Origin of the sequence: Kitasatospora sp. NPDC089797 (genome assembly GCF_040684795.1) — a bacterium.
Classification (GTDB): Bacteria; Actinomycetota; Actinomycetes; order Streptomycetales; family Streptomycetaceae; genus Kitasatospora.
In genome coordinates, this window is the sequence record NZ_JBFBGS010000003.1 from 161,989 (window position 1) to 185,606 (window position 23,618).

General features: G+C 72.2%; 22 protein-coding genes. 7 read left to right on the plus strand and 15 right to left on the minus strand.

Going from position 1 to position 23,618, the window contains the following annotated elements:
- Positions 1 to 33: 33 nt before the first annotated feature.
- A complete protein-coding gene (locus AB0O91_RS04045) occupies positions 34 to 900 on the plus strand; it encodes an NAD(P)H-binding protein (RefSeq protein WP_363427578.1) in 867 nt (288 codons plus the stop codon).
- 59 nt (positions 901 to 959) lie between these two features.
- Here the strand turns inward: AB0O91_RS04045 and mqnP are convergent, their stop codons facing one another.
- Positions 960 to 1,865 (minus strand): menaquinone biosynthesis prenyltransferase MqnP, encoded by a 906-nt coding sequence (mqnP, locus tag AB0O91_RS04050; protein WP_363427763.1) that lies wholly within the window; start codon positions 1,863 to 1,865, stop codon positions 960 to 962.
- Positions 1,853 to 3,310: a menaquinone biosynthesis decarboxylase gene (locus AB0O91_RS04055; RefSeq protein ID WP_363427580.1), complete on the minus strand. Its 1,458-nt coding sequence runs from the start codon at positions 3,308 to 3,310 to the stop codon at positions 1,853 to 1,855. The genes mqnP and AB0O91_RS04055 overlap by 13 nt, the downstream gene beginning before the upstream one ends.
- Before the next feature lie 95 nt (positions 3,311 to 3,405).
- On the opposite strand from AB0O91_RS04055, the gene AB0O91_RS04060 reads away from it, so the two are divergent.
- The 4 genes from AB0O91_RS04060 to AB0O91_RS04075 all read left to right on the plus strand — a co-directional run bounded on the left by AB0O91_RS04060 (position 3,406) and on the right by AB0O91_RS04075 (position 7,080).
- Positions 3,406 to 3,894 (plus strand): PLD nuclease N-terminal domain-containing protein, encoded by a 489-nt coding sequence (locus tag AB0O91_RS04060; RefSeq protein WP_363427582.1) that lies wholly within the window; start codon positions 3,406 to 3,408, stop codon positions 3,892 to 3,894.
- 451 nt (positions 3,895 to 4,345) lie between these two features.
- A complete protein-coding gene (locus AB0O91_RS04065; RefSeq protein WP_363427584.1) occupies positions 4,346 to 5,947 on the plus strand; it encodes an acyl-CoA carboxylase subunit beta in 1,602 nt (533 codons plus the stop codon).
- A 69-nt stretch (positions 5,948 to 6,016) separates the two neighbouring features.
- Positions 6,017 to 6,226, plus strand: a complete 210-nt coding sequence (locus AB0O91_RS04070; RefSeq protein WP_363427586.1) for an acyl-CoA carboxylase epsilon subunit — start codon at positions 6,017 to 6,019, stop codon at positions 6,224 to 6,226.
- 242 nt (positions 6,227 to 6,468) lie between these two features.
- Positions 6,469 to 7,080 carry a ScbR family autoregulator-binding transcription factor gene (locus AB0O91_RS04075; protein WP_363427588.1) on the plus strand — a complete coding sequence of 204 codons (612 nt, stop codon included), beginning with the start codon at positions 6,469 to 6,471 and terminating at the stop codon, positions 7,078 to 7,080.
- Positions 7,081 to 7,162: 82 nt separating this feature from the next.
- Here AB0O91_RS04075 and AB0O91_RS04080 read toward each other — a convergent pair whose 3' ends face one another.
- On the minus strand, positions 7,163 to 7,780 hold the full coding sequence (locus AB0O91_RS04080) for a ScbR family autoregulator-binding transcription factor (RefSeq protein ID WP_363427590.1): 618 nt from the start codon (positions 7,778 to 7,780) through the stop codon (positions 7,163 to 7,165).
- A 350-nt stretch (positions 7,781 to 8,130) separates the two neighbouring features.
- Between AB0O91_RS04080 and AB0O91_RS04085 the strand changes: the two genes are divergently transcribed.
- Positions 8,131 to 9,189, plus strand: coding sequence for a ScbA/BarX family gamma-butyrolactone biosynthesis protein (locus AB0O91_RS04085; RefSeq protein WP_363427592.1), 1,059 nt, complete (start codon positions 8,131 to 8,133; stop codon positions 9,187 to 9,189).
- Positions 9,190 to 9,401: 212 nt separating this feature from the next.
- Here AB0O91_RS04085 and AB0O91_RS04090 read toward each other — a convergent pair whose 3' ends face one another.
- From AB0O91_RS04090 to hemL, 7 genes are all read right to left on the minus strand, one after another.
- On the minus strand, positions 9,402 to 9,791 hold the full coding sequence (locus AB0O91_RS04090) for a hypothetical protein (protein ID WP_363427594.1): 390 nt from the start codon (positions 9,789 to 9,791) through the stop codon (positions 9,402 to 9,404).
- Positions 9,792 to 9,928: 137 nt separating this feature from the next.
- A complete protein-coding gene (ccsB, locus tag AB0O91_RS04095) occupies positions 9,929 to 11,059 on the minus strand; it encodes a c-type cytochrome biogenesis protein CcsB (protein WP_363427596.1) in 1,131 nt (376 codons plus the stop codon).
- Positions 11,060 to 11,062: 3 nt separating this feature from the next.
- On the minus strand, positions 11,063 to 12,841 hold the full coding sequence (locus AB0O91_RS04100; RefSeq protein WP_363427598.1) for a cytochrome c biogenesis protein ResB: 1,779 nt from the start codon (positions 12,839 to 12,841) through the stop codon (positions 11,063 to 11,065).
- 2 nt (positions 12,842 to 12,843) lie between these two features.
- Positions 12,844 to 13,608: a cytochrome c biogenesis protein CcdA gene (locus AB0O91_RS04105; protein ID WP_363427765.1), complete on the minus strand. Its 765-nt coding sequence runs from the start codon at positions 13,606 to 13,608 to the stop codon at positions 12,844 to 12,846.
- A gap of 35 nt (positions 13,609 to 13,643) precedes the next feature.
- Positions 13,644 to 14,258 (minus strand): TlpA disulfide reductase family protein, encoded by a 615-nt coding sequence (locus AB0O91_RS04110; RefSeq protein WP_363427600.1) that lies wholly within the window; start codon positions 14,256 to 14,258, stop codon positions 13,644 to 13,646.
- A gap of 141 nt (positions 14,259 to 14,399) precedes the next feature.
- Positions 14,400 to 15,050, minus strand: a complete 651-nt coding sequence (locus AB0O91_RS04115; RefSeq protein ID WP_363427767.1) for a histidine phosphatase family protein — start codon at positions 15,048 to 15,050, stop codon at positions 14,400 to 14,402.
- Between the two features lie 61 nt (positions 15,051 to 15,111).
- Positions 15,112 to 16,440, minus strand: a complete 1,329-nt coding sequence (hemL, locus tag AB0O91_RS04120; protein ID WP_363427602.1) for a glutamate-1-semialdehyde 2,1-aminomutase — start codon at positions 16,438 to 16,440, stop codon at positions 15,112 to 15,114.
- A gap of 333 nt (positions 16,441 to 16,773) precedes the next feature.
- Here hemL and AB0O91_RS04125 point away from each other — a divergent pair, with 333 nt between their 5' ends.
- Entirely contained in the window at positions 16,774 to 17,403 is a 630-nt protein-coding gene (locus tag AB0O91_RS04125; RefSeq protein WP_350511442.1) for a hypothetical protein, read from the plus strand.
- Positions 17,404 to 17,470: 67 nt separating this feature from the next.
- Here AB0O91_RS04125 and AB0O91_RS04130 read toward each other — a convergent pair whose 3' ends face one another.
- From AB0O91_RS04130 to AB0O91_RS04150, 5 genes are all read right to left on the minus strand, one after another.
- The gene (locus AB0O91_RS04130) at positions 17,471 to 18,955 is read right to left on the minus strand and encodes a DHA2 family efflux MFS transporter permease subunit (RefSeq protein ID WP_363427604.1); all 1,485 of its coding nucleotides are present in this window, start codon (positions 18,953 to 18,955) and stop codon (positions 17,471 to 17,473) included.
- A gap of 93 nt (positions 18,956 to 19,048) precedes the next feature.
- Positions 19,049 to 19,537 carry a MarR family transcriptional regulator gene (locus AB0O91_RS04135; RefSeq protein ID WP_363427606.1) on the minus strand — a complete coding sequence of 163 codons (489 nt, stop codon included), beginning with the start codon at positions 19,535 to 19,537 and terminating at the stop codon, positions 19,049 to 19,051.
- Positions 19,538 to 19,600: 63 nt separating this feature from the next.
- Entirely contained in the window at positions 19,601 to 20,908 is a 1,308-nt protein-coding gene (locus tag AB0O91_RS04140) for a glycosyltransferase family 39 protein (RefSeq protein WP_363427608.1), read from the minus strand.
- A 159-nt stretch (positions 20,909 to 21,067) separates the two neighbouring features.
- On the minus strand, positions 21,068 to 22,744 hold the full coding sequence (locus AB0O91_RS04145) for an RICIN domain-containing protein (RefSeq protein ID WP_363427610.1): 1,677 nt from the start codon (positions 22,742 to 22,744) through the stop codon (positions 21,068 to 21,070).
- A 249-nt stretch (positions 22,745 to 22,993) separates the two neighbouring features.
- A complete protein-coding gene (locus tag AB0O91_RS04150; protein ID WP_350521601.1) occupies positions 22,994 to 23,233 on the minus strand; it encodes a chaplin in 240 nt (79 codons plus the stop codon).
- Positions 23,234 to 23,618 lie beyond the last annotated feature (385 nt).

A 23,618-nucleotide genomic window follows, 5' to 3' on the forward strand; every position in this document is an offset into this window, starting at 1 on the left:
GGCAGTGGGGGGCCGCGCGCCTACCGTCGGGGTATGACGGAGAAGACGACTGACGACGCGTCGACGGTGCTGCTGGTCGGCGCGTCCGGGGCGGTGGGGCGCCACCTGGGGCTGCAACTCGCCGCCGCCGGGGTGCGGGTGCGGGCGCTGACCCGGCACCCGGACCGGGCCCGGCAGCGGGGGTTCGTCCAGGGGGACCTGCGCGACCCGCGGTCCCTGCGCGCGGCCGCGCACGGCGCCGACGCGGCGTTCCTGAGCTGGCCGTTCGCGACGGCGGAGGGCGCCGAGCGGGCGGTGGCGGCGCTGGCCGGGGAGGTCGGGCGGGTGGTGTTCCTGTCCTCCGCCGCCGTCCGGGACGCGCCGGGGGCCGGGCCGCACTCGCCCGGGCGACCGCACGGCGGGATCGAGGCGCTGCTCGCGGACAGCGGCGTGCGGCACACCGCGCTGCGGCCGTACGGCTTCGCGGGCGACGCGCTGCGCTGGGCGGAGGAGATCCGGGCCGGGGGCCCGGTGCGCGGCTACGGCGGCGCGGCCGGGCTGAACCCGGTGGACGAGCGGGACGTCGCCGCGGTCGCCGTCCGGGCCCTGACCGAGGACGGGCACGACGGCGCCCGCCACGTCCTCACCGGCCCGGAGTCCCCGACCCAGGCCGAGCAGGTGCGGATCATCGGCGAGGCGGCCGGGCGGGCGGTCCGCTGGGAGGAGGTCCCCCGCGGGGCGGCCCGCCGCCGGATGCTCACCGCGGGCTGGCCGCCGGCCGTGGCGGACGGCGCGCTGGACTCCGTCCACGCCCGGATCGCCGCCCCGGAACCGGTGACCGACACCGTCCAGGACGTCACCGGCCACCCCGCCCGCAGCTTCCGGGCCTGGGCCGCGGACCACGCCGCGCTGTTCCGCTGAGCCCCGGGGCGGTCGGATCCCGGGGCGGCCGGATCCCGAAGCGGTCGGCTGCCGGGCGGTCAGATCCCGAGGCCGCGGATGACCAGGTCGACCAGGGCGAAGAAGAACAGCGAGATGCCGACGAAGCTGTTCGTCTGGAAGAACGCCCGGTTGAGCCGGGAGAGGTCGTTCGGCCGGACGATGGTGTGCTCGTAGACGAAGGCCCCCGCGACGACCACCAGGCCGATCCAGAAGGCCGGCCCGGCGTGGGTGAGCACCGCGAACCAGACCAGCAGCAGGGTGGTCAGGGCGTGGCAGACCCGGGCGCCCCAGATGGCGGCGGGGACGCCGAAGCGGGCCGGCGGGGAGCCGACGCCGTTCTCCCGGTCGGACTCGACGTCCTGGCAGGCGTAGATCAGGTCGAACCCGCCGATCCAGATGCCGACCGCGGCGCCGAGCACCACGGCCTCCCAGGACCAGCTGCCGGTCACCGCGAGCCAGGCGCCGACCGGGCCCATCGCCTGGGCCAGGCCCAGGATCGCCTGCGGGAAGTTGGTGAACCGCTTGCCGTACGGGTAGACCACCATCGGCACCACGGCCACCGGGGCGAGCGCCAGGCAGAGCGGGTTGAGCATCGCCGCCGCACCGAGGAAGACCACCAGGGCGACCGCCGAACCGATGTACGCGGTCCGCAACGAGACGGCGCCGGTGACGAGTTCGCGGCCGGCGGTGCGCGGGTTCCGGGCGTCGAGCTCACGGTCGATGATCCGGTTGGCGGCCATCGCGAAGGTGCGCAGGCCGACCATGCAGACCGTGACGACGAACAGTTCGCCCCAGTGCACCCGGTGGTCGGCCAGGAACATGGCGGTGAGCGCGGCGATGTAGGCGAAGGGCAGGGCGAAGACCGAGTGCTCGATCATCACCAGGCGCAGGAAGGCCCTGGTGCGCCCCGGGGTTTCGACGGCGGCCGTGCTCACAGTCCGTATTCCTTCCAACGACGGGTCACCAGTGCGGCGGTGGCCGGGTCCGAGGAGACCATCTCGGGCCAGCCGCCGTCCCGGGTGTAGCCCTCCTCGGGGAGCTTGCGGGTCGCGTCGATGCCCGCCTTGCCGCCCCAGAACTGCTGGTAGGAGGCGTGGTCGAGGTGGTCGACCGGGCCCTCGACGACGGTGAGGTCGCGGCTGTAGTCGACGTTGCCGAAGGCCCGCCAGGCGACTTCCTGGTAGTCGTGGACGTCGCAGTCGGAGTCCACCACGATGATCAGCTTGGTGAGCGACATCATGTGGGCGCCCCAGATCGCGTGCATCGTCTTCTGGGCGTGCTTGGGGTACTTCTTGTCGATCGAGACGATCACGCAGTTGTGGAAGCCGCCGGCCTCGGGCAGGTCGTAGTCGACGATGTCCGGGATGATGATCTTCAGCAGCGGCAGGAAGAACCGCTCGGTGAACTTGCCCAGCGGGCCGTCCTCGGTCGGCGGGCGGCCGACCACGATGGACTGCAGGATCGGCCGGCGGCGCATCGTCACGCAGTCGATCTTCAGCGCCGGGAAGGGCTCCTGCGGGGTATAGAAGCCGGTGTGGTCGCCGAACGGGCCCTCGGGGAGCATCTCGCCGGGCTCCAGCCAGCCCTCCAGGACCACCTCGGCGTCCGCCGGGACCTGCAGCGGAACGGTCTTGCAGTCGACCATCCGGACCCGCTCGCCCGCGACGAAGCCGGCGAACAGGTACTCGTCGATGTCGCCGGGCAGCGGCGCGGTGGCCGCGTAGGTGACGGCGGGCGGGCAGCCGAAGGCGATCGCGACCGGGAGGCGCTCACCCCGCTTGGCGGCGACGGCGTAGTGGTTGCGGCTGTCCTTGTGGATCTGCCAGTGCATCCCGATGGTGCGGCGGTCGTGCCGCTGGAGCCGGTAGAGGCCGAGGTTGCGGACGCCGCTGTCCGGGTCCTTGGTGTGGGTCAGGCCCAGGTTGAAGAAGGAGCCGCCGTCCAGCGGCCAGGTGAACAGCGCGGGCAGTTCGTCCAGGTTGACGTCGTCGCCGGTGAGCACGACCTCCTGCACCGGGGCGTCGCCGGACTTCACCTGCCGGGGCGGGACGTGCGCCATCGAGGCGAGCTTGCCGAAGGCGTCCCGGAACCCGGTGAAGCCCTGCGGCAGTTCGGGCTTGAGCAGACCGGCGATCTTCTGCGCGATGTCCTCCGGGCCCTTGAGGCCGAGGGACTTGGCCAGGCGGCGCTCGGTGCCGAAGACGTTCATCGCGAGCGGCATCGACGAGCCCTTGACGTTCTCGAACAGCAGCGCCGGGCCCTTGGCCTTCTGCACGCGATCGACGATCTCGCCGATCTCCAGGTGCGGGTCCACCTCCGCCTTGATGCGCTTGAGGTCGCCCTCGCGGTCGAGGGCCCGGAGAAACGAGCGGAGATCGTCGTATGCCATGTCTGTCAGTATCCGCCACCCGATAGCCTGGCTTGCGTCAAGGGCCCCGGTGGGGCCCCCGCCGCCACCGCCGTCACCGGGGGGAGATCACAGCCGTGCTGAGGATTCTTCTGACCATCGTCCTGCCGCTCGCGCTGTGGGTGTGGGCGTTCATCGACTGCCTGGTCACACCCGAGGACGAGGTTCGCTACCTGCCGAAGGTGATCTGGCTGATCATCGTGCTGCTCTTCCCGCCGCTCGGCCCGATCGCCTGGCTGGTGGCCGGCAAGCGGCGCGGCTTCCTGCGGGCCGCGGCCCCGGACGGGCAGCCGGGACGGCCGGCGGCCGGCGGCCGGCCGGGGTCCGGCGGCGGGCGCCGGATGGCACCGGACGACGATCCGGAGTTCCTCGCGTCGCTCGGCAACGGGCCGTCGACGGGCAACGGGCCGTCGACGGGCGACGGCGGGGCGCCCTCCGGGAGCGGGTCGTTGCAGAAGGACGACAAGGACCACGAGGCCATGCTCCGGCAGTGGGAGGCCGATCTGCGCCGGCGCGAGCAGGAGCTGCGCCGCGGCGACGAGCCCGAGGACGGACGAAAGAGCTGATCGGAGCGGTGCCGCCGCTCCCCCGGACAGCCCACCCGGGCGCCCACGGGTGGGCTGTGGCGTTTTTGGCGCTTCCCTACGACTGCGGACCCTCTAGCACGAATCGGTCCCTTCCCGTCGCCGGGATTGAGCAGAGCTTGAACCATACGCTAGATGGCTGCCCTACATTGCTGTGAGACGGCCCTGACCTGCGCTTTTCTTCATGCACAGATCACCGGACCATCATCTGGCCGACAACCCCCAGTATTCGAACGGACACCGAGCGCACAGCCTTCGAACCGACCGCTTCTGTGCAGGCCTGACAGCTAAACGAACTCGACCTTGTACGGAATCGACGCCGAAACCAGCGCACGGCCCCTCGTACAGTCATAAGTGAAGAAGTTGTTTCGCAGCTGGGGGCACAGCAGACGTTGGCTGTCGGACAGTTCCCTCACCCTTGGAGTGGTTCGAGATGACGGTTGTGCATGAGGCGCCGGTCGGCGGCGAGGTCCCCGAGGTCCCGGCTGACGCCAAGGGGCGGGTCGCCGAGCTCCACGAGCTCCGCGAGAAGGTCCGCCGCGGCCCGAGCGACAAGGCCACGGAGGCCCAGCACGCGAAGGGCAAGCTGACCGCCCGCGAGCGCATCGACCTGCTGCTGGACGAGGGCTCCTTCCGCGAGGTCGAGCCGCTGCGCCGGCACCGCGCCCAGGGCTTCGGCCTGGAGGCCAAGAAGCCGCACACCGACGGCGTGATCGTCGGCTGGGGCACCGTGCACGGGCGCACCGTGTTCACCTACGCGCACGACTTCCGGATCTTCGGCGGCGCCCTGGGCGAGGCCCACGCGCAGAAGATCCACAAGATCATGGACATGGCCATCGCGGCCGGTGCCCCGCTGGTCTCGCTGAACGACGGCGCCGGCGCCCGCATCCAGGAGGGCGTCACCGCCCTGGCCGGTTACGGCGGCATCTTCCAGCGCAACACCAAGGCCTCCGGCGTCATCCCGCAGATCTCGGTGATGCTCGGCCCGTGCGCCGGCGGCGCCGCGTACTCCCCCGCGCTGACCGACTTCGTCTTCATGGTCCGCGAGACCTCGCAGATGTTCATCACCGGCCCGGACGTGGTCCAGGCGGTGACCGGCGAGAAGATCAGCCAGAACGGCCTCGGTGGCGCCGACGTGCACGCGGGCGTCTCGGGCGTCTCGCACTTCGTCTACGACGACGAGCAGTCGTGCATCGAGGAGGTCCGCTACCTCCTGTCGCTGCTGCCGCAGAACAACCGCGAGATGCCGCCCTCCGTGGTCAGCGAGGACCCGGTCGAGCGCCGCAACGACAGCCTGCTGGACCTCGTGCCCGCCGACGGCAACCGCCCGTACGACATGCGCAAGGTGATCGAGGAGATCGTCGACCACGGCGAGTACCTGGAGGTCCACGAGCGCTGGGCGACCAACGTGCTCTGCGTGCTGGCCCGGGTCGACGGCCACGTCACCGGCATCATCGCCAACCAGCCGCAGTCGCTGGCCGGGGTGCTGGACATCAACGCCAGCGAGAAGGCCGCGCGCTTCGTCCAGATGTGCGACGCCTTCAACATCCCGCTGGTCACCCTGCTGGACGTGCCCGGCTTCCTGCCCGGCGTCGACCAGGAGCACGGCGGCATCATCCGGCACGGCGCCAAGCTGCTGTACGCGTACTGCAACGCCACCGTGCCGCGGATCTCGCTGATCCTGCGCAAGGCCTACGGCGGCGCCTACATCGTGATGGACTCCCGCTCCATCGGCGCGGACCTCTCCTACGCCTGGCCGACCAACGAGATCGCCGTGATGGGCGCCGAGGGCGCCGCCAACGTCATCTTCCGCCGCGAGATCAACGCCGCCGAGGACCCGGACGCCATGCGCGCCCAGAAGATCAAGGAATACAAGAACGAGCTGATGCACCCGTACTACGCGGCCGAGCGCGGCCTCGTGGACGACGTCATCGACCCGGCCGAAACCCGCCAGGTGATCGCCTCCGCCCTGGCCATGCTCCGTACCAAGCACGCCGACCTGCCCAGCCGCAAGCACGGCAACCCGCCGATGTAGCAGCGCGGTCCGCAGCAGGCCGTACCGAGCCACACCACACACCACAGCAACCGGGGGAGAAACCAGGCCATGACCGCTTCCGTCGAACCTCTCGTCCGCATCGTCCGCGGCACCCTCTCCGACGAGGAACTCGCCGCCCTCACCGCCGTCCTGGCGGCCCGCGCCGCCGTCGCGCAGCAGGCCGCCGCGGCCGCCCAGGTCGAGCCGATCGCCAGCTGGCAGCGCCTGGAGCGCCGCCCGGCGTACTACTCGCCGGTCAGCTGGCAGCAGGCCGCCTGACGGTTCCGGCACCGGCACCGCCGGACAGCCACCAAGGACGGGCCCCGACGGCCGGTCGCCCGCTCCGGGCGGCCGGCCGTCGGGCCGTCCGGGCCCGCCCCGGCGCGCGGGCGCCGCCCGCACCCGTCCGACCGGGCGCGGCGCGGCTCGGTAGGATACCTACCGGACGGTTCCCGCCCGTCGCCCCGCCGCCCCCCAGGACCGGCGGCTGCCGAGGTACCGAACTTTCCAGGGAGGCTGCGATGGCCAGGCAGGCCCGCGCGCTGGCGACCCGCCAGGCGGTACTCCTCGCGGCGGCCGAGGTGTTCGACGAGCGGGGCTACGCCGCCGCCACGATGTCCGAGATCCTGGACCGGGCGGGCGTCACCAAGGGCGCGCTGTACTTCCACTTCCGCTCCAAGGAAGAGCTGGCGCTCGCCGTGATCGAGGGTCAGGGCGCCTGGATCGCCTCCTGGGAGCCGTCCTCGGACAGCCCGGTGCAGACCCTGATCGACCTCGGGTACGCCTTCGCCCGGGCCCTCCAGGAGGACCCGCTGGTGCGCGGCAGCATCCGGCTGACGATCGAGCACGGCAGCTTCACCCAGCCGCAGATCGCCGCCTACCAGGGCTGGATGGACCTGGTCCGGGCGCTGCTGGAGCGCGCCCGGGAGGCCGGGGACCTCCACCCCGGGGTCGACCTGGTCGCGGCCTCCGGGGTGATCACCGGGGCGGTGACCGGGATCCAGCTGAGCTCCCAGGTGCTGGCCGACCGGCGGGACCTGATCCAGCGGCTGGCCGACCTGTGGACGCTGATCCTGCCGGGGCTGGTCCAGCCGCACGCGCTGGCCCGGCTGAGCGTCGCCGAACGCGGCTGAGCGGCCCCGGGCGGGATCCCGGACGGCCCGCCGCGACGGGCGGGCCACGGCGCCGGACCGCCGACGACGGGCGCGGACCCGGTCACACCCGGTAGCCCGGGTGCCCCTCCGCTCCCACCAGGGCCGGCAGCGCCGCCGTCCAGAGCCGCCGGACGGTCTCCGGGGCCGGTCGGCCGGGCTCCTCGGCGGCCAGCAGCACCTGGCCGGCCACCACCGTGGTGAGCAGTTCCGCGCAGGCCCGCCGGTCCGCCCCCGGGCGCAGTTCGCCGGCCCGGTCGGCGCGGTCCAGCAGCCGGTGGACGACGGCGGTGAGGCTGCGCCAGGCGGTGTCCGGCCCGGTCGGCCCGGCGCCCGGCCGCAGGCCCTGGCGGCCGAGCCGGACCCCGGCCCGCACCACCACGTCCTCGCGCAGCAGCCGGGCCAGCTCGAACGAGAAGTCGATCAGCCCCTGGACCGCCGGGCCCTCGGCGCGCAGCGCGCGCAGCGCGGCCGAGCCGATCTCCCGTCCGGCGGCGGCCCGTACGCCGTCGGCGAGGGCCTGCTTGGAGACGAAGTGGAAGTAGAGGGCGCCCTTGCTCACCCCGGCCCGGCGACTGATGTCGACCAGGCTGGCGGCCTCGAACCCGACCGCCGCGAAGGTGTCCGCGGCGGCGAGCAGCACGGCCTGCCTGGTCCGCCCCGCGCGTTCCTGCTTGACCACTGACCCCTCCGGACTCCGCCGGACGCGCTCCCCGCCCCACCCGGCCGCTGTCGGCACCCCCTCGGTCGGAGGCGGCGCCTCGCACGCGGACGGCGTTGGCCGAAACCGCATGGTTGGTATCTAATCTAGCGCCTGTGTCGACCCCGCCGTCCAGCGGGGACCACCCCCCGCCCAAGGTCTGTCCTCCCCGTTCGGGGCATCACCGCAGACCAGAGGGCGGGTAGCGTGACTGGTCCGGGTCTTGCGACAGGGCCACCCCGGCCGCAGAAGACAAACCGGGTGGTATGTATGTTTTGCTGTGGGGCGGCCGTAGCGGCCGCCCGACCGACACCCTGGAGCTGGGGCCCGTCATGCCATTGATCGTAGAGCCGGACACCCTCGGCCCGTACGCCCACCCCGGCTCCGACCCGTACCCCGGCCCGTGCCCCGGCACCGGCTACGACTTCCACGACCGGACCGTCTCCCGGCACCTGGTGCACCGCGCCTCGGTCTCCGAGGTCTTCCTCACCGGCTGGCAGGCCACCGGCCCGTACGACTTCCTGCTCGGCGCCCAGTGGCCCCGGCTGCACGGCTTCTACCGGCTGCCCGGGGACCGCTACCACGATCCGGTGCTGATGGCCGAGACCGTCCGGCAGGCCGGGCTGCTGATCGGCCACGCCGGCTTCGGGGTGCCGCGCGGCCACCACTTCGTCATGGAGGACCTCGGCTACGCGCTCGGCGAGGAGGGCCTGCCGGGCCTCGCCGTCGCCGCCGCCCCGACCTCGCTGATGCTCGCCGTCGCCTGCCAGGACGTCCGGATGCGGCACGGCCGGCTGGTCTCGCTGCGGGTGCACGCCGAGGTGACCCGGGACGGCCTGCGGATCGGCCACGGCTCCGGCCAGCTGCGGGTGGTCACCCCCGCCTCGTACGAGCGGCTGCGCGGCCGGCGCACCGTCACCGTGCCGCGGCCGCCGGAGCCCGACGCACCCGAGCTGGTCGGCCGGGTCCAGCCGGCGGACGTGGTGCTCAGCCCGACCCTGCGGCCGGACACCTGGCTGCTGCGCGCCGACGCCGGGCACCCGGTGCTGTTCGACCACGAGCTGGACCACGTGCCCGGGATGCTGGTGCTGGAGGCCGCCCGGCAGGCCGCCCAGCGGCTGCAGCACCCCGAGCCGGTGGTGCCGGTCGAGCTGGTGACCTCCTTCGACCGCTACATCGAGCTGGACCGCCCCTGCTACGTGCGGGCCGTCCGCGAGCGCACAGCCGACGGCCGCCGCACCCCCGTCCTGGTCAGACTGCTCCAGGAGGGGAGGACGGCGGCCGAGTGCCGGCTGCTCACCGAGCCGGTGGACGGTCCGCGGGTGCCGGTCCGGCGGGACGCCTTCGAGGGCCGCCCCGCCGTACCCGGGCTGCTGCCGCTGGCCAGCTAGGGCGTGTCTGACAATTCCCGCCGGGCGCGCGACGCCGGTCATCCCGCCTGGACGCACCGGCAGATCGCCCAAGTACGCCCAGTACGAGGACGACCTGCCGGCACGCCCAGCCGGGCGCGGAGTGGGGGTACCTCCCGGCCGGAGGCTGGGGGAGCCGCGCGCTGACCCGACGCGAATTGTCAGACACGCCCTAGGGCCCCGTGCCGGTGCGCTCAGGCGGCCACCAGCGCGGTCGGCCGCCGCCCGGCGTGCATCACGCTGAGGTTGGCCGCCAGCCGGACCGGGTCCTGGGCCAGCCAGAGCCGCAGCGCCGCCCCCAGGGCCGCGCTGGCCGACTCGATCCGGACGTCGGTGATCTGGGCGATCCGGGCCGCACCGGGCACCAGCAGGTCGGCCAGCGCGGTGGGCAGCCAGACCGTCAGCGCGCACGGCGCCGGTGTGGCGATGGCGCTCAGCAGGCGGTAGGCGTCCCCCGGTGCGCTGAGCGTGGGGATGATGTCCAGCAGAGCGTCGGCCACCACTTCGGACACGTCGCTCCGGTGCCCCTGGGCGAGCCGGCGGAGCAGCAGCTGCTCGGCGGCGGTGATTCGGACGGTCAGCATGACCTCGTCGCACTCCATTGCGCGATTTCCTCCTCGTTCCTCCCCGTACCGGCGCAGGCGGCCGGCACGACTTACCCCTGTTGCACCTCGGCCCGGCCACCTCCGTGGAAGCCGGGCCGGTGGGTGGGTGCCCCCGGTCAGATCCCCGCGTACGAGTGCTTGCCCGTGACGAAGATGTTCACGCCGTAGTAGTTGAAGAGCCAGCAGGCGAAGGCCGCCAGCGCCAGGTAGGCGGCCTTGCGGCCCTTCCAGCCGGCCGTGGCGCGGGCGTGCAGGTAGCAGGCGTAGGCGACCCAGGTGATGAACGACCAGGTCTCCTTCGGGTCCCACTCCCAGTACTTGCCCCAGGCGGCCTCGGCCCAGATCGCGCCCGCGATGATGGTGAACGTCCACAGCGGGAAGACCAGGGCGTTGATCCGGTACGACAGCTTGTCGAAGGTAGACGCGGCCGGCAGCCGACGCCAGATCGACGGCGAGGTGCCCAGCGGGCCGGTGGTCAGGCCGGCCGCCATCCGCTTGTCGAAGGAGTCCTTGGCCAGGTACATCAGGGTGGAGATGAACGCCGCGTAGAAGGCGCCGCCGCAGAAGATCGCGGTCGAGACGTGGATCGCCAGCCAGTACGAGTGCAGCGCCGGGACGAGCTGCTCGGAGTCGGTGTACAGCACCTGGGTGGCGATGCCGAGCGTCAGCAGCACGGCGACCGCGACCGGCAGGCCGAGCCAGCGCACGTTCTTCCGCGCGGCCAGCAGCACCAGGTAGGAGCCCGTCATCGCGAAGGCGAAGGCGCAGGAGAACTCGTACATGTTGCCCCACGGCCAGCGGGACACCGAGAGGCCGCGGGCGACGATGCCGCCGCCGTGCAGCAGGGCCGCCAGGACGGTCAGCGAGACCGCGATCCGGCCGGCCAGGTCGGCCTTCTCGTTGGTGCCGGCCGCGCCCGGGCCGTCCACCTCCTCCTCGCCGCGGCCGCCGGTGACCACCGTCGCGCCCTCGCCCGCCAGGACGGTGCGGGTGAGCGTGGTGGTGCCGCCCTTCGCCCCGGCCACGGTGACGGTGACCTTCTTGGCGGCCTTGGGCTCGGCGGCGGCGACGGTCTCGGCCAGGTTGCCCGCCTGCTCCTTGGAGCGGACGGCGACCGCGCCCTTGCTGCCGAACGTCCACTCGAACATGTGGGCGAACATGGCGATCGTGTAGACCGCCATCGCCGAATAGATCAGCTTGTTGGAGAGGTCGGCCAGCTGTGGGTCGACTCCCGAGGCGAGGTGCACCGTCTACTCCTTGGAGTTCTGGTCGGCAGGGGCTGTGGGGTCTTCTGCTGCGGGGGCTTCCGGAGCCTCCTCGGCGGCCGCGGAGTCGTCCGGGGCGTCCGGGGCGTCCGGGGCGTCCGGGGCGTCCGGGGCGTCCTCCTCCGCCGCCGGGGCGTCGTCCTGGAGGTCCACCGCGAGTTCGGCCAGCTCCTCGGCGATCTTCGCCGACTCGCTGCGGGCCAGGCCGGCCAGCTCCACCTGGGTGCCGCCGCCCGGCAGGGGCACCGCGCGGACCCAGATCCGGCGGCGCTGGATGAACAGCGAGCCGATCAGGCCGAGGATCGCCAGCACGGCGCCGGTCAGCGCGATCTCATTGCCGGGGCGGTGCGAGATGTTGAAGCTCGCCCACTGCTTGTAGCCCTCGAAGGTGACGCTGCCGTAGCCGTCCGGGAGGGTCCAGGCCTGGCCGGGCTTGAGCAGGGCCTTGGCCGGCTGGCCGTCCTGCTGCATCTGGGTGAGCTTGGAGGTGTTCAGCTGGTAGATGTTCTGCGGCAGGCCGGAGTCGGTGCCGAGGTCGCCGGAGAAGGCGTTCAGCACCAGCTCGGGGGCGGCGTCGCCGGGGAACAGCGAGATCGGGCCGGTGCCGGCGAAGCTCAGCGGGGCGGTCGGCAGGAAGAAGCCGGAGAAGCCCAGCTGGGTCTTGTCGCCGCCCGGGCCCACGCCGTAGTCGGAGACCTTCACCACGCCGGTCGAGGTCAGGTTGGCGTCCTGCGGCAGGAACGGCACGACGTCGTGGTAGACCACGTCGCCCTTGCCGTTCTTCACGGTGATCACCGGGGCGTAGCCGTGGCCGATCAGGAAGACCTTGCTGCCGCCGATCTCCAGCGGGTGGTTGACCTCGATCGTGCCCTTCTTCAGCTTCGACTCGTCGCTGCCCTCGAAGTACTCCACGTTCGCGGTGAACTGCCGGGCGGCGCCCATCTGGTCGCCCTTGTCCTGGAACTTCGAGGTGAAGTTGTCCAGCTTCAGGTAGAAGGGGTCGAGGTCCTGGTTGTTGTAGAACCGGGTGCCGGTGAAGTCGTCGAGCTGGGTGATGGTGTTGGAGTAGCCCTGGCCCTCGACCATCAGCTTGCCGCCGGTGCCGGACGCCAGGCTGGCCCAGGCGAAGCCGCCGAGCAGGGCGAACAGCGACAGGTGGAACAGCAGGTTGCCGACCTCGCGCAGGTAGCCCTTCTCGGCGGCCACCGAGCCGCCGGCCAGGTTGGCCCGGAAGCCGCGCTTGCGCAGCAGCCGGTGGGCGGCCGCGTTGACCTGCTCCGGGTCGGCCCCGGTGCGCCAGACCGCGTACACCGGCATCCGGGTCAGGTTGCGCGGGGCGGCCGGCGGCTGGGAGCGCAGCACGCCGACGAACTGCCAGGTGCGCGGAACGATGCAGCCGGCCAGCGAGACGAACAGCAGGATGTAGATCGCCGAGAACCAGATCGAGCTGTAGACGTCGAACAGCTGGAGCTTCTCGTAGATCGGCGCGACCGTGGTGTGCTGCGCCTTCCAGGTCTGCACCTTGAACTGGTTCTGGCCGTTCTGCGGGATCAGCGAGCCCGGAATGGCGGCCAGCGAGAGCAGGAACAGCAGGATCAGGGCGACCCGCATCGAGGTCAGCTGGCGCCACATCCAGCGGGCCCAGCCGAGCACCCCTATGCCGGTCGGTCCCTCGGACTCGACCGGCGCGGTGCTGAGCCGCTCGGCGGCGGTGTCGTCGTCCGGCGCCGGGGGCAGCTCGGTCCCGGTCGTGGTCTTGCTCACGGTCAGATTCCGATCTGGGAGTCGGCGGTCCAGGACTGCAGTTGGCTCATCCAGGAATCCCAGATCCCGGTGACGAGCAGCAGACCGACCGCGACGAGCATGCCGCCACCGATCCGCATCACGAGCGGGTAGTGCCGCTTGACCCACCCGAAGGCACCCAACGCGCGGCGGAAGGCCAGCGCGGCCACGATGAACGGTACGCCGAGGCCCAGGCAGTAGAAGGTCATCAGCAGGGCCCCGCGCGCCGCGTCCGCCTGGTTCAGCGAGAGCGTCTGGACGGCGGCCAGGGTCGGGCCGATGCAGGGCGTCCAGCCGACGCCGAACACCATGCCGAGCAGCGGAGCGCCGAGCAGGCCGACGGCCGGGCGGCGGTGCGAGCGCACCTCGCGCATGCTCAGGCCCGGGACGAGGCCCATGAAGGCCAGGCCCATCACCACGGTGAGCGCGCCGAGCACGATCGAGATGACCCGCCGGTGCTCCTGGAGGGTGTTGCCGAACTGGCCGAACAGCGCCCCGCCGGAGACGAAGACCACGGTGAAGCCGAGGATGAACAGCGTCGCCCCGAGCAGCATCCGCCCGCGCTTGGCGCCGCGGGCGTCCGCGAGGTCGGCGGCGGAGAAGCCGGTCACGTACGACAGGTAGCCGGGCACCAGCGGCAGCACGCAGGGCGAGAAGAACGAGACCAACCCGGCCGCCAGCGCGATCGGCGCCGCGGCGAGCAGCGCCCCGCTCTGCACGGTGCTGAAGGTGTCGGCCAGCGGGAGCACGGTCTGCGGGAGTTCGGCGAGTTGCGGTGAGCCGCTCACTGCTGCTGCTCCGCGGCCACCGGCTGGACGATCGACTCCAGCGCCTCCTGGGTCGTCCCGCCGACGGCGCGGGCGGCCAGCTTGCCGTCCCGGTCGACGACCAGCGTGGTCGGGATCGACTGCGGGTTGAGGCTGCCCTTGGGGAACTTGAGCAGCTGGGTGCCGGCCGGGTCGAAGATGCTCGGGAAGGAGACGCCCTGCTCCTGCTCGAACCGGACGGCGTTGGTCTTGTCGGTGTCCCGGGTGTTGATGCCGAGGAACTGGACGCCCTTGTCCTTGTACTCGTCCGCGACGGCCTGGAGGTTCTTCGCCTCGGCCCGGCACGGCCCGCACCAGGAGCCCCACACGTTCAGCACCACGACCTTGCCGCGGTAGTCGGAGAGCTTGACCTGGTTGCCCTCCAGGGTCTCCCCGGAGATGTCCGGGGCGTCCCCGCGCTTGCCGGCGTCCGCCTTCGCCAGGTTGGTCCCCTTGACGGTGACGAAGCCGACCTGGCCTTCGCTGCTGCCCGACGCGCCCGAGGACGAACAGCCGGTGAGGACGAGCGCAGCGGCGGCGGCAGTGGCGGCGGCTGCGGCGACACGGGGACGGGGGCGCGTCATGGCAGACATGTGAAAAGTTTCGCATGGAGTTCCGGGCCGGTTCGCCGGGGTCCTACCTTGCGCGTCGCACCCCCTCTGACCTGCGACGACTTCGGGTCACCCGGCGCCTGCCAGGTGACCCGAAGTCATACTTACGTACCGCTTACGGGGTCAGGCGCCGAAGCTCTTACCCACCGGCTTGTCCCCCTTGCGGCCCTTGCCGACCAGGTGCGCGGGCAGCAGGTCGCGGGCCGGTTCGCGGTAGCCGACCGAGACGATGTGGTCGCCCTCGAAGGTGAAGCTGGTCAGCGAGGCCAGCGAGCACTGCCGCTTGCGCGGGTCGTGCCAGAGCCGGCGGCGCTCGACGAAGGAGCGGAGGATCCAGATCGGCAGCTGGTGGCTGACGCAGACCGCCTCGTGGCCGCGGGCGGCGTCCCGGGCCGCGCCGATGGCGCCCATCATCCGCACCACCTGGTCGAGGTAGGGCTCGCCCCAGGACGGCCGGAACGGGTTGGTGAGGTACTTCCAGTAGCCCGGGTTGCGCAGCGAGCCGTCGCCCACCCCGAAGGTCTTGCCCTCGAAGATGTTCTCCGCCTCGATCAGCCGCGCGTCCTCCGCGACGTCCAGGCCGTGCGCCTTGGCGATCGGCGCGGCGGTCTCCTGGGCCCGCTCCAGCGGGGAGGCCACCACATGGGTGATGTCCCGCCCGGCCAGGTCCTCGGCGACCCGGTCGGCCATCTGCCGGCCCAGCTCGGACAGGTGGTAGCCCGGCAGCCGCCCGTACAGGACGCCCTCCGGGTTGTGCACCTCACCGTGGCGCATCACGTGGACGACGGTGATCTCTTTGGCGCTCACTTCTCAACTACTCCTGGGACTCGGGGACTCAGGCCGTGGCGGCGGCAGCGGCGCGCGCGGCGGCCGGCAGGGCGGCGGCGATCCGCTCGATCGCCCGGGCGTCGTGGCTCGCCGAGACGAACCAGGACTCGAAGGCGGACGGCGGCAGGTAGACGCCCTGGGCGAGCATCGCGTGGAAGAAGGCGGTGAAACGGTACGCCTCCTGGGTCCGGGCCTCGTCGTAGTCGGTGACGGGGGCCTCGGTGAAGAACACCGAGAACATGTTCCCGGCGGTCTGCAGCCGGTGCGCCACGCCCTCCTTGGCGAGCGCCTCGGAGACCAGGCCGGAGACCTCGGCGGCGACCCGGTCCACCGTCGCGTACACCTCGTCGGTGCAGCCGCGCAGCTGGGCCAGGCCCGCCGCGGTGGCGACCGGGTTCCCGGAGAGGGTGCCCGCCTGGTAGACCGGGCCGGCCGGGGCCAGGTGGGCCATCACGTCGGCGCGGCCGCCGAAGGCCGCGGCCGGGAAGCCGCCGCCCATGACCTTGCCGAAGGTCAGCAGGTCCGGCGCCCAGCCCTCGTGCGCCGCCTCCAGGCCGTACCAGCCGGCCTTGGAGACGCGGAAGCCGGTCATCACCTCGTCGGAGACGAACAGCGCGCCGTTGTCCCGGCAGAGCCGGGCCAGGCCCGCGTTGAAGCCGGGCAGCGGCGGGACGACGCCCATGTTGCCGGGCGAGGCCTCGGTGATCACGCAGGCGATCTCGCCCGGGTGGGCGGCGAAGGCCTGCTCGACGGCGGCGAGGTCGTTGTACGGCAGCACGATGGTGTCGCCGGCCTGGGCGCCGGTGACGCCCGGGGTGTCCGGCAGGCCGAAGGTCGCCACGCCGGAACCGGCGGCGGCCAGCAGCGCGTCCACGTGACCGTGGTAGCAGCCGGCGAACTTGACCACCTTCGCCCGGCCGGTGAAGCCGCGGGCGAGCCGGATCGCGGACATGGTGGCCTCGGTGCCGGAGGAGACCAGGCGGACCTGCTCCACCGGGGCGACCCGGGCGACGATCTCCTCGGCCAGCTCGACCTCGCCCTGGCCGGGCGTGCCGAAGGAGGTGCCGCGGGAGACCGCCTGCTGGACGGCGTCGATCACGGCGGGGTGGGCGTGGCCGAGGATCATCGGACCCCACGAGCACACCAGGTCGACGTACTCACGACCGTCGGCGTCGGTGAGGTAGGGGCCGGTGCCGGACACCATGAAGCGCGGCGTGCCGCCGACCGCGCGGAAGGCGCGCACCGGGGAGTTGACGCCGCCGGGCGTGACCACGGAGGCGCGATCGAACAGCGACTGGGACTGGGGGGCTTCGTAGGGGTAGCTCACGGGAGACATGGTCTCAAATCGTGTCCTTGAGCTCTGCATGTCCGGCCCGATCATCTGGAACGATGATCCGGGCACCGTTGTCTGTACGGTTGTCCATGACGGTTGTCCGTGGCGGTCGTGTACGGGCGGGGCCGCTGGCTGTTCCGGAGCACGGACCAGTCAGACTGTGGACACCGGGCGCGCGAGCGTTCCGGTGGTGTGCAGGGGTGTGGAGAGGACTGCCGTGTACCGCGAGTGGGTACGGCCCACGGGTGGGTACTGCGGCGCATGACGGGTAAGGAGCACGTCCGGTGGGATGCCGGGCGTGCGGGGGTCTGTCGATTCCGGCGAATTCCGGTGAGGATGGTCCGAGTGTCCGAGGCGCAGGACGGCTTCGACGAGGCGGCGGGTGGCTCCCGCAGGCCCGCCGAAACCGCACGCGGGGGTACGGGAGCGGGTACGGGTCGTGGTCGTCGCGGCGGCGAGAGGCGGGGTGAGGGACGCGTGGGGGTGACGTACAAGTACTTCGGCGCACCGGACCGCGCGACCGCCGCCAGAGTCCCCACCGCCCTCGGCCCGGGCGGTCTCGGCCTGGACGCCGGTGAACTCGGCGCGCTGGGGCGGCTCGGCGACCTGATGGAGACCAGCGGCTCCCCGACCGGCCACCTCTCCACCAAGATCAAACCCGAGACCATGAGCGCCATGGTGCTCACCGGCATCCAGGGCGTCCCGCTGCACCAGGTGCCGCCGCTGGAACTCGTCGTGCTGCACCCCGACTACGCCGTCGTCCAACTCCCGCACAACGTGGTCGAACCGCTCCGCAAGGCCGACGAGACCGAGCTCGGCGCGGCGGCGTTCATCTGGTCCACCGTGCCGGACCGGCGCGGACCGCGGGACGCGTTCGTGATCTACAGCATGCTGCACGAGTGGCAGGACTTCGCCAACCGGCTGCACGACGCCGGGCACCAGCTGTACTGCCTGGTCTGGCCGTAGGGCGCGTCTGGCGCCCCGAACCCCGGGCCGGTCAACACGGCGCGGGGTTCGATGAGTTGATGTCCCGTCACGTCCTGATGACGGGTCGGGCCGAGGCCGCGGCCAGCAACAGGGCCAGCGCGAGCAGCCCGGCGGCCACCGTGAAGGCCAGCCGGAAGCCGGCCGTGAGCGACTCGGCCGCGGGGTGTCCGGCGACGGTCAGGGCGTGGGCGCGACCGGTGGCGAGGGTGCTCAGCACGGCGACCCCGAGCGCGCTGCCGACCTGCTGGGCGGTGCCGAACAGGCCGGAGGCGGTGCCCGCGTCGCGCGGGTCGACCCCGGCCATGGCGAGGGCGGTGACCGCCGAGTTCGCCAGCCCGAAGCCGCTGATCAGCAGCATGGTGGGCAGGACGTCGAGGGCGTAGTCGGCGTCGGCGGGCAGCCGGGTCAGCAGGGCCAGCCCGGCGAGCAGCAGGACCAGGCCGGTGAGCAGCATCCGGCGCTCGCCGAAGCGGGCGTTCAGCCGGGCGGAGAGCAGCAGCGAGACGGCACCGCCGCTGACGGCCGCCGGGAGCAGCGCGAGGCCGGTGGCGGCGGCGCCGTAGCCGCGGACGTCCTGGAGGTAGAGCGCGATCATGACCTGGAAGCCGAACATCCCGCCGACCGTCAGGGTCTGCACCGCGGCGGCGGCGGTCAGACCGCGGGAACGGAAGATCCGCAGCGGCAGCAGCGGCCGGGCGGCCAGCGCCTGACGCAGCGTGAAGGCGGCCAGCAGGGCGAGCGCGAGCGCGCCGAGGAGGAGGGTCCGCGCCGAGGCCCAACCGTTCCCGCCGGTGCCGACGATGGCGTAGCTGCCGAGCATCAGGGCGGCGGTGACCAGCCCGGCGCCCAGGAGGTCGACCCCGCCCCGCAGGCCGGGGCCGTGGTCGGGCGCCAGCACCCGGAGCGCCAGCAGGGCGGCGGCGAGGCCGATCGGCAGGTTGATCAGGAAGATCCAGTGCCAGTCGAGGGCCTCGGTGAGCACCCCGCCGAGGACCTGGCCGATCGAGGCGCCGGCCGCACCGACGAAGCTGAACGCGCCGATCGCGCGGCCGCGTTCGCCCGGCTCGGGGAACAGCGTGACGATCATGCCGAGGCTGACGGCCGAGGCCATCGCGCCGCCGACGCCCTGGAGGAAGCGGGCGGCGATCAGCATCCCCTGCGAGGTGGCGAGGGCGCAGAGCAGCGAGGCGGCGGTGAAGACCGCGAGGCCGGCGACGAAGACCCGCTTGCGGCCGATCAGGTCGCCGAGCCGGCCGGCCAGCAGGAGCAGCCCGCCGAAGGCGATCAGGTAGGCGTTGACGGTCCAGGTGAGGTCGGCGGGCGAGAAGTGCAGGTCGCCCTGGATGGCGGGCAGCGCCACGGTGACGATCGAGCCGTCCAGGATGATCATCAGCATCCCGGCGCAGAGCACCGCGAGGGCGAGTGCGCGGGACCGGGTGGGGGCCGGGGGCGCGCCGTCGGGCGCGGGGGTGTCCGGCACGGTCGGGGCGTGCGAGGTCGGGGCGTGCGGAGTCGGGGCGTGCGAGGTCATGGCGGTTCTCCCGGTTCGTCGAGTACCGGGAAGGACGCTATCAGATTGTTTTGTTCGGGACTATCTATCTCGGGAGCAGCTTTCGAGTGCCGGTCAGCCCCGGGAACGGCGGGCCCGGCGGACGGTGCGTTCACTCTCCACGGGCTCCGCGAGGTGCCCGTCCACCAGGCGGGTCAGGGCCGAGACGAAGGCGTCCCGCTCGGGCTGCGGCAGCGCGTCCAGCAGCTCCCGGTGGACCCGGTCCGCGATCGCGGTGCCCCGCTCCACGGCGCGCCCGCCCTCCTCGGTGACGGAGATGATCCGGGCCCGGCGGTCGGTGGCGGACGGGCGGCGCTCGGCCAGGCCCGCCTTCTCCAGCTCGTCGACGGTGACCACCATGGTGGTCTTGTCCAGGTCCGCCAGCTCGGCCAGCTGGATCTGGGTGCGCTCGGCCTCCTGCGCGTGGAACAGCACGCAGTACGCGCGGGGGGTGATCCCGAGCTCGGTGAAGGCGGCCGCCATCCGGGTCGCCAGCACGTGGCTCGCGTGGTCCAGCAGGCCGGAGATGTCGCGGATCTGGCGCACGGGCGGGGTCGTCGTCATACGTCCGAGGTTAGCAACGGCCCGTCTGCTGTCGGATGATCCCGTTGCTGACCAACGCCGGGGTTACGGGATACCCAACTCGAACAGCGCATAGCCCGCGTACCAGCCCGCTGCGAGCACCGGCATCGCGAACAGCCCGACCAGCGTGGAGGTCCGCACCCGGCGCAGCGCCACCGCCAGGCCGATGAACAGCGGGAACGCCGGCAGCAGGTAGCGCGAGATGTTGCCGAAGATCTGGTTGCTGCTCAGCGCGGTGAAGACGGTCAGCGCGGTGTAGACCCACAGCACCAGCGGCGGGCGGGCCTGCCGGAGCAGCACCAGCAGGCCGGGCAGGGCGATCAGCAGGGCGATGGCGATCAGGTCCGGGACGGGATTGGACTGCCAGAAGTCCCAGTGGCCGGTGATCACGTCCATGACCGTGCGCAGGGTGGAGGCGCCGAAGTCGAAGTAGCGGTTCCAGGCGCCGCGCTGCAGCTTGAAGTAGCCGCCCCAGTCGCCCATCCGCCAGCCCACCCAGGCCACGTAGCCGAACAGGCCCCACGGGGTGATCAGCATCGCGGTCAGCGGCCGGGCCACCCCGTCCTTGCGACGGACCAGCGCCACCAGCGCGGCGATCGAGACCGCCGCGATCAGCGCGGCCGCGGTCGGCCGGTTCAGGCCCGCGACCAGGGCCAGCAGGCCGGCCGCGATCCAGCGGCGGGTCATCACGCAGTAGCAGGCCCAGGCGGACAGCGCGACGAACAGCGAGTCCGAGTAGACCGCCCACTCCACCCCGGAGCCCGGGAACAGGCCCCAGATCACCGCGGCGATCACACCCGCCCGGAAGCCGCCCAGCCGCTCCGCGATCGCGAAGATCCCGGCCGCGGCGACCAGTGAGGCCAGCACCGAGACGGCTATCCCGGAGCCGTACGGGCCGAGCCCGGTGACCGCGCCGACCAGCCGCATCAACCAGGGGTAGAGCGGGAAGAAGGCGGCGGAGTTCTCGTAGTAGGTGGCCAGCGGGAAGCCGTGCAGCGGGATCAGCTGCGGGTCGTAGCCATTCTCCGCGATCCGCTGGTACCAGACGCCGTCCCAGGTGCCGAGCACGTCCCAGGCGTGGGCGCCGCCGCCGCGGCCGACCTGCTTCTTCAGGTAGTCGCCGGTGTGGTCCAGCAGCACCAGGAAGACGGCCAGGCCGATCGCCTTGACCACCGCGTACGCGCCGAGCGCGGGCGCGAAGCGGTCCGCCAGCGCCATGAACCGGCCGGGCGCCCGGACCGCCCGCTCGGCGCGCTCCTCCGCCTCCGTCGCCGCCTCGGCCGACTCGGGGCCCGAAGACCCGGTGCCGACCGGCTCGGTGCTCGAAGACTCGGTGCTCGATGCCGTGCTCATCTGCTCTGGGTACTCCCCGCCCGGCTCCTGGTGCGCGCGGCTCCGGCGCAACGATGTTCCCGAGAGCCTACGGCACGCCCCACCAGCCCGGCCCGCCCCCGGGCGCTGGAAACGGCCGTCGCCGCCCGGGTGGGGGCGGCGACGGGTGGGTGAGGCGGGTCAGCTGTGGAGGTAGACGATGCCGAGCTTGGTGAGCTGCCAGAGCTGGGCGGGGGCGCCGGTGTCGGTGGCGAGTTCGACGTACGGGTTGCCCTTGGCGTCGACGGCGGTGCCGGCCGCCAGGACCTTGGTCGGGTCCGCCGAGTCGGCGATCTTGTAGGTGCCGTTGCCGGCCGGCTTGAACACCCAGTGCTGGTTGGCGCCGCCGTTGCAGCCCCACTGCTGGATCCGGGTGCCGGGGGCGGTGGCGGCGGCGTTGGCGTCCAGGCACATGTCGCGGTTGCCGCTGAAGTCCAGTTCGTAGCTGCCGCCGGGCTTGGCCTCCAGGACGAAGGACTGGTTCAGCCCGCCGGTCGCCGGGTAGCTGATCGCGGCCCGGCCGTTGCTGGAGTCGCCGTACGTGCCGCCGCCGCTGAGGTCGAGGGCGTTGCCGGTGGCCGCGTTGGTGAGCTGGTACCAGGAGCCGTCCTCGGGGACGTCGCCGAAGGGCTTGCCGGGGGTCAGCGGCTGGATCGAGGTGGTGTTCTGCTGGTTGAGCGTGCAGTACGCCTCCGGCTGGGCGGGCTCGGCGAAGAACTGGCCGAGGCAGACGCCCTCACCGCGGTAGCCGGCCACCCGCAGGTGGTACGACTGGCGGACCATGTTCATGCACAGCCCGGGGATGCCGATCTGCGAGTCGCAGCCGTTGCGGGCCCACTCGGAGAGGTTGATGACGTCCCCGTTGCTGTACTCGTACGGCGAACTCGTCCACTCCGCGCACACCTCGTGCCCGAAGGCGACCCTCCGCTGGTCCAAGTACCGTACGCCGGGCACCTGTTCGGCCGCGCCGCGGAGCGCGTCGCTGAACGTGGGCACCACCCAGTTGTGGCCCCAGGCGAGGTCCTCGGGGAAGGCCGGGCAGCCGTCGGTGATCTTGCCGAGGTAGTCGTTGCGCCGGATGTCCGGGGTGATCGGGTTGAAGTACGACTGGTAGACGAGCTGGTACGCGGAGTCGGCGTAGCCGGCCCTGCGCATGGTCTGCCGGATGTTCTGCAGCGCGGCGACGACCTTGGGCTGGACGGCCTTGGCCCGGCGGCGGATCTCGTCGCTGCCGATGGTGTCCCGGCAGCCCTGGCTCTTGGGGATCGGGAAGTACTGGGCGAGGCAGTGCATCATGACGCCGCTGAAGTCGAAGTCGTCGTTGGCGCCGATGGTGACGACGACCATCTTGACGTCGTACTTGGCCGCCGTGTCGGCGAGTTTGACGTCCTGCTTGGGCTCGCCGAAATCGCCGCTGCCGCCTCCGGTGATCTTGGCCAGTTCGGGGTCGCTGACCAGGTCGCCGGTCTGGGCGCCGGAGCAGGCGAGGTCGATCGGGGTGACCCCGGGGATGTCGGTGGTGAAGATCTCCGACTTGGGGTGCCGGTGGCAGTAGTTGGTGGGGGTGTCGGTCTCCGGGAAGTAGCCGTCGTTGGTGTCGGTGCCGGCGCCCTCCCCGGAGATGGCGCTGTCGCCGAGGGCGACGATCGCGGCCGGGCGGGTGGCGGCCGGGGCCGGGGCCGGCGAGGTGTCGGCGAGGGCGGCGGGGGCGCCGGCCAGGCCGAGGGCGGCGACGAGGACGCCGGTGGCGAGCAGCGCGACGGACCGGGACGAGCCCGTTCGCGCCCGCCGCGCCGCGGACGTGCGGGACCTGATCACACGCGTCTCCTTGCGGGGGTGGGGGGACCGCCCGGCCGGGGGTGCCGAGCGGCGCGGAGCAAGAGAGGTGGTGCCGAAAAGGTGAGCAGGTCTCACATTCTAGGTACTGACAAGTAATGCAACAAGGCTTGTGACGGCAACGGGAATTGACGCGCGCGCAGCCGCCGGGGAACGGAAAAGAGCCGCCGTTCCGCGCCCCAGGAGGGAAGCGCGGAACGGCGGCTCTCACCGGCCGAACCGGGGGTGCTTTCAGCCCACGTTGGCGCAGTGGTTGCCGAACGCCGGGTTGAGCAGACCCACGATGTCGATGGTGTTGCCGCACAGGTTGACCGGAACGTGCACCGGAACCTGGATCTGGTTGCCCGAGATGACACCGGGGGAACCGGCGGCGACACCCTCGGCGCCGGAGCTGGCCATCGCGGTGCCGGCGCCGGCGGCCACGATGCCCACCACGGCCGCGCCGACGGCGGCGGTCTTCTTGATGCTCATGCGAGCCTCCTGACTGTTCATACAGAGATGCACGGGGAGTGCGACATCTAGAACGACACCCGTACGGACCGGTTGCGACGGTGGGCCCACTGTCACCCGTCTGGCTCAACGAGACCGCCGACCGGCATTCGGGTGATCTCCGGCGATCGGCGGGCCGGACCGTTTCCCTCCGCTCGCCGCCTCGTTCTCCCTCACGTACACGGTCCAAACCGGCCCTGCTCCTGAAACGAGTACCGCCCATGCGCAACCCGCCCACGGCCTCGACGGCACCGAGGCCACCGGCAGGTCGGTCGACGTGGCGGGCCCCCCAGAACCCGGCGTTCGGCGACACCGCCTGAACGTCTGACCGGGAATTCCCGGTCGCACCTCCGTCCGAAACGTTCCC